Consider the following 5,485-nt stretch of genomic DNA (forward strand, 5'->3'; position numbering starts at 1 on the left):
AACTTAAATGTAGGTTCTACTCATCCAGAAGGCCTACAAGAAACAGTCCGTGAGTCAGGGGCGGCAATTGGTCTCGCTTTTGATGGTGATAGTGACCGTTTAATTGCCGTTGATGAAAATGGCGATATTGTAGATGGTGACAAGATTATGTACATCATCGGCAAGCATCTGTCTGAAAAAGGTCAATTGGCTCAAAATACAATTGTGACTACGGTTATGTCCAACCTTGGTTTCCACAAAGCCTTGGAGCGCGAAGGCATCAATAAAGTAGTGACTGCTGTTGGGGATCGCTATGTGGTAGAAGAAATGCGCAAGAACGGTTATAATCTAGGCGGTGAGCAATCTGGACATGTCATTATCATGGATTATAATACCACTGGTGATGGTCAATTGTCAGCGGTACAATTAACCAAAGTGATGAAAGAAACTGGCAAGAGCTTGTCTGAACTTGCGGCAGAAGTGACCATTTACCCACAAAAATTGGTTAATATTCGTGTCGAAAATGCCATGAAAGATAAGGCAATGGAAGTACCAGCCATCAGAGCCATTATTGAAAAAATGGAAATTGAAATGGCAGGAAACGGCCGTATCCTTGTCCGCCCAAGTGGGACAGAACCGCTTCTGCGTGTCATGGCTGAAGCGCCAACTCACGAAGAAGTGGACTATTATGTGGACACAATTGCGGATGTCGTCCGTGCTGAAATTGGTATCGATAAAAGTCAAAAGATTGGAGAAGTCTCCTATTTGGAGTAAGTTCTTCAATCTTTTTAAATTATTTTCATAAATATCCTTTAGGATTCTTTGGCTAATGGAGTAAAACCTCTCTTTTTCTTTTTCATCTCGTAAATATTTGAAAAAGTATGCTAATCGTGTTAAAATATAGGGAGTAATCTAGGAATTGAGGTAATAAAGTGGCTTTTGGAGATAACGGACAACGTAAAAAAACTGGATTTGAAAAATTGACAATGCTGGTCGTGGTAATCATGTTACTTGTAACGATTGGTGCAATTTTTGCACAAGCTATCGGCGTAATCTTCTAATCCTAAACGCTGCAAGGCGTTTTTTTAGAGTAAAAAAGAAGCGAGAATTTATATGAGTATGTTTTTAGATACAGCCAAGATTCAGGTCAAGGCTGGCAAAGGCGGCGATGGCATGGTAGCCTTTCGTCGAGAGAAATATGTACCCAATGGTGGACCTTGGGGCGGCGATGGCGGTCGTGGTGGTGATGTGATTTTTGTCGTGGATGAAGGACTGCGTACCTTGATGGATTTCCGTTACAACCGTCATTTTAAGGCTCAATCAGGCGAAAAAGGAATGACCAAGGGAATGCATGGTCGAGGAGCGGAGGATTTGATTGTCCGTGTACCGCAGGGGACGACCGTTCGTGATGCTGAGACTGGCAAGGTCATTACGGATTTGATCGAGCACGGTCAACGTTTCGTCGTAGCGCATGGCGGTCGTGGTGGTCGTGGCAATATTCGCTTTGCTACACCTAAAAATCCTGCTCCGGAAATTTCTGAAAATGGGGAGCCTGGTCAGGAAAGAGAATTACTGCTGGAGCTAAAAGTGCTGGCCGATGTTGGTCTGGTAGGTTTTCCTTCAGTTGGGAAATCAACCCTTCTGAGTGTGATTACATCAGCTAAGCCGAAAATCGGAGCCTATCACTTTACTACGATTGTTCCTAATCTGGGCATGGTTCGGACTCAGTCTGGCGAGTCTTTTGCTGTGGCCGATCTGCCAGGTTTGATCGAAGGAGCCAGTCAGGGAGTGGGCCTAGGTACCCAGTTTCTTCGTCATATCGAGCGGACACGGGTCATCTTGCACGTTATTGATATGTCTGCCAGTGAGGGGCGCGATCCTTATGAGGATTACCTTGCGATCAATAAGGAGTTGGAATCCTATAATTTGCGCTTGATGGAACGGCCACAGATCATTGTAGCCAACAAGATGGATATGCCTGATAGCGCAGAAAACTTGGAAGAATTCAAGAAAAAACTGGCTGCCAATTATGACGAATTTGAAGAGTTGCCGCAGATTTTCCCTATTTCTAGCCTGACCAAGCAGGGGCTTGCCACGCTCTTGGATGCGACAGCTGAGTTGCTGGATAAGACACCTGAGTTTCTGCTTTATGAAGAATCCGATATGGAAGACGAGGCTTATTATGGCTTTGATGAAGAAGCACCAGCCTTCGAAATCTCTCGTGATGATGATGCTACATGGGTGCTTTCAGGTGATAAACTAGAAAAACTCTTTACAATGACTAACTTTGACCGTGATGAGTCCATCATGAAATTCTCCCGTCAGTTGCGCGGTATGGGCGTTGACGAGGCGCTTCGTGCGCGTGGTGCCAAGGACGGAGATTTGGTGCGCATCGGTAAGTTTGAGTTTGAATTTGTTGACTAAGGAGATATGTAATGGGTGATAAACCAATATCTTTCCGAGACGAAAATGGCAACTTTGTCTCAGCAGCAGATGTTTGGAATGCAAAAAAGCTGGAAGAACTCTTTAATCGGCTAAATCCAAATCGTAAACTTCGCCTTGAGCGAGAAAAATTGAAAGAAGATCAATAGTTGAAACCAATCCTTTGAGATGAAGGAATGAGTGGCAATAGTCATGCTGCCTCATTCCATATTTCGAAGGATTTTTTATTGGAAAAAACAAAAAAAGCCAAATCCGATTTCTCGGAAATGGCTTTGTATCAACATTTGTTTTAATGTCAATACGGTTCTTATTTGAGACCGTATTTTACAAAATCTTTCCAAAATTTATTGAAATCCTTATTAAATCAAGCTTTTAAGTAGGTGGAAACGTAAAAATTGTCTTATGTATAACGTATTATGAAACAGACACGGTACCAAAAAGGTACCAAAAAATTAGGTTTCGGAGCTTATAAAATAATGAAAGTTGTCTCAATCAGTTGAGCTTTTTTTATTGCCTTTTTGTAGCAAGGTGACATAGTCACTTTTTGTGTGGAATAGGTGAGATAAAAAAACAGTGTTTCGGTTTTGGTCGATGAAGTAGAGCAAAACATACTGACCGATAATTTTTCCTCGTGTAGGGTACTTACTGTTAATCTTTACACCGATTTTTTCATCTGCGTCAAAACCAGCTTCAGGAAAGATTTCTAAACTTTTTAAGCCATCTAAAATTTTAGCTACCGTATTTTTAGCAGACTGAGGTGATAAAAGAACAGTAGTGATATAATCATGAATACTGTCAATGGCTTGGCTCACTTCATCAGAAACAATCACTTTATAAGCCATAGCGTGCCCTCATACTGTCTAGGGAAGTTCCTTCGCCTGCTTCATATTCTCTTAAGGCTCGTTCAGATTGGGCTTGTAATTCCTCGATCAACTGTTCACGGTGTAAATCTTCTGCAGTCTTGATTGGCAAATCCTGTTCGAGGACAATCTGCTCTATAAAAAGAGTGATAGCATCAGTCATGGTCATTCCTTTTTCCTTGATAATGGCTCTAGCTTGTTCCATTGCTACCTCATTGATTTTAAAATTATATTGCTTAGCAAGTGATGTAGTCATGGCATATCTCCAATCTATATCATATATAGCTAGTATATATCTTTTATACTTTTTAGGCAAGAAAAAAACTCTTGAATATAATCCAAGAGTGAAACGAATAGGACCAATGGTAGTCTGGGGTCTTTACAGCCCAAGGCTGAAGGCAGTCCCACACCCGTACCAGAAGTTGGTACCTTTGAACGCTCTGTTACCAGTCGTCCTACGTTATCCTATCCTTACTTACAGTTTAGAATAAATAAGAGCAGAATGTCAAGAATAAACATATAGTCTAAAATAAATTAAATTAAATCTTTGTTACAACCATCTGTCTTGTTCCTTTGTTTTCTTTTCTTGTTTTTGGATAAATTGATTGACTGTCCCTTTCAAATATTTTTGCAGCTCAAGAATCTGACTCAGCTCATTTAAGCTAACCTGGTCATCTTCATTTACCTTTTTTGCAATCTGATTGACATTGACTCCAATCCGATGAATGGCCTGACGCAATTCTTTTAATTCTTCAAAATTTAAAATTTTTACCTCCCCCATAATTAACATGATGCGGGCAAAGGAATTAAAATTTGTCATTCCAGATTCTGAAACTTTGGTCGAAATGAACCGAGCCTCTTCCTCTGTCAAACGGATTTTTTTCTGGACCATCCGTTTTCGTTTCTCTTCACTTTTCACAAATAGCCACCTCCATTCTGGCATTTTTCGCTTGAGGCCCTCTGGGCCCTTTTCTTCTGGCAAGCATAGCACTTGGGTACCCAAATGCTGTTTTTAAAAAAGTCAAAGATGGTCAGATTACAAAACTGACCATTCTTGACTTTTTAAATTTTTGGGGAAATCCCCAATCCCCTAATCCCTGCACGCAGGAATTTTTTCTATCACGAGGGAAAAGTTTTCAAATAGAATTTCCTATCGTCCACCATAATAAGCTAAAATCTTATACTAGCCAAGTGTTTGATTTTGTTTTGAAAATGAAATTGATTACAGACAACCCAATGAAGCAAACGATACTCCCCAAAAGAGAGCGGAAGAAGTCAGATAACTTCTTTAGCGTTGAGGAGTTGCATGAGTTTTTAGCAATTATTAAGGCAGAAGAGCCTTATAAAAACTATGCCTTATTTCGTTTGTTGGCCTATAGTGGTTTAAGGAAAGGGGAGCTGTATTCTTTGAGGTGGTCTGACATCGATTTTGACAATCAATTACTTTCTATCAGCAAAAACCTAGGTAGAATCAAGGGGAAAGCCGTTGAGAAAAGCACCAAAAACAAGTTTTCAATACGGAAAATTCCTTTAGATACTGAGACAGTCTCGATTTTGAAAGAGTGGAAACAAAAGAGCAGAAAAGAAAAGGGGCAACTGTCAGTTACCCCATTGATTGATAGTGATTACATGTTTACGTTTGTTGGCCGAGATGGAAAGATAGAGCCTTTATATCAGGACTATATCAATAGTGTTCTAAAGCGCATTATTAGGAAACATGACTTGAAGAAGATAACTCCTCATGGCTTCAGACATACTCATGCTACCTTGATGATTGAAACGGGTGTTGACCCTGTTAATGCAGCCAAAAGGTTAGGTCATGCAAGTAGTCAGATGACCCTGGATACTTATAGCCATTCTACAGTAGCAGGAGAGAAGAAAGCTATCACAAAATTTGTAGATTATCTAGATAGTGCAAAAGGTTAGTTTTCCAAGACGGTACCAAAAACGGTACTAAAAACAGAAAAAGCCAATTCCAATTTCTTGGAAAAGGCTTTGTATCAACGTTTTTAAGCAATAAATGCGGTTGATTATTTGAGACCGTATTTTTTGTTGAAACGATCCACACGTCCATCTGCTTGAGTGAACTTTTGACGTCCAGTGTAGAATGGGTGTGAGTCTGATGAAATTTCGACACGGATCAATGGGTAAGTTTCACCTTCGAATTCAACAGTTTCGTTTGAACGTTTAGTTGAACCGCTAAG

8 protein-coding genes and 1 pseudogene are annotated in these 5,485 nt (G+C 40.3%); 5 read left to right on the forward strand and 4 right to left on the reverse strand.

The annotated features are described in order from the left end of the window. The 4 genes from SCRDD08_RS11855 to SCRDD08_RS11365 form a co-directional block, all read left to right on the forward strand. The coding region (locus SCRDD08_RS11855) for a phosphohexomutase domain-containing protein (protein WP_462217693.1) at positions 1-753 on the forward strand (753 nt) is incomplete at its 5' end. A gap of 158 nt (positions 754-911) precedes the next feature. Further along, positions 912-1,040 (forward strand): DUF4044 domain-containing protein, encoded by a 129-nt coding sequence (locus SCRDD08_RS11015; RefSeq protein WP_065426516.1) that lies wholly within the window; start codon positions 912-914, stop codon positions 1,038-1,040. A gap of 52 nt (positions 1,041-1,092) precedes the next feature. Beyond that, positions 1,093-2,403: a GTPase ObgE gene (obgE, locus tag SCRDD08_RS04385; protein ID WP_048763691.1), complete on the forward strand. Its 1,311-nt coding sequence runs from the start codon at positions 1,093-1,095 to the stop codon at positions 2,401-2,403. 11 nt (positions 2,404-2,414) lie between these two features. Further along, positions 2,415-2,570 (forward strand): hypothetical protein, encoded by a 156-nt coding sequence (locus SCRDD08_RS11365; RefSeq protein ID WP_125387654.1) that lies wholly within the window; start codon positions 2,415-2,417, stop codon positions 2,568-2,570. Positions 2,571-2,909: 339 nt separating this feature from the next. Here the strand turns inward: SCRDD08_RS11365 and SCRDD08_RS04390 are convergent, their stop codons facing one another. The 3 genes from SCRDD08_RS04390 to SCRDD08_RS04400 all read right to left on the reverse strand — a co-directional run bounded on the left by SCRDD08_RS04390 (position 2,910) and on the right by SCRDD08_RS04400 (position 4,200). Further along, entirely contained in the window at positions 2,910-3,263 is a 354-nt protein-coding gene (locus tag SCRDD08_RS04390) for a type II toxin-antitoxin system RelE/ParE family toxin (protein ID WP_061422596.1), read from the reverse strand. Continuing rightward, on the reverse strand, positions 3,253-3,537 hold the full coding sequence (gene relB / locus SCRDD08_RS04395) for a type II toxin-antitoxin system RelB/ParD family antitoxin (RefSeq protein ID WP_061422597.1): 285 nt from the start codon (positions 3,535-3,537) through the stop codon (positions 3,253-3,255). The genes SCRDD08_RS04390 and relB overlap by 11 nt, the downstream gene beginning before the upstream one ends. Positions 3,538-3,831: 294 nt before the next feature. Beyond that, entirely contained in the window at positions 3,832-4,200 is a 369-nt protein-coding gene (locus SCRDD08_RS04400; RefSeq protein WP_061422598.1) for a plasmid mobilization protein, read from the reverse strand. A 167-nt stretch (positions 4,201-4,367) separates the two neighbouring features. Here SCRDD08_RS04400 and SCRDD08_RS04405 point away from each other — a divergent pair. Beyond that, positions 4,368-5,207 (forward strand): annotated as a pseudogene (locus tag SCRDD08_RS04405) (tyrosine-type recombinase/integrase); the annotation flags it as partial. 104 nt (positions 5,208-5,311) lie between these two features. On the opposite strand, the gene SCRDD08_RS11860 reads toward SCRDD08_RS04405, so the two are convergent. Next, a partial coding sequence (locus SCRDD08_RS11860) for a type B 50S ribosomal protein L31 (protein WP_231089364.1) occupies positions 5,312-5,485 on the reverse strand: 174 nt, incomplete at its 5' end.

The organism is Streptococcus cristatus (assembly GCF_001578775.1).
GTDB lineage: Bacteria > Bacillota > Bacilli > Lactobacillales > Streptococcaceae > Streptococcus > Streptococcus cristatus_A.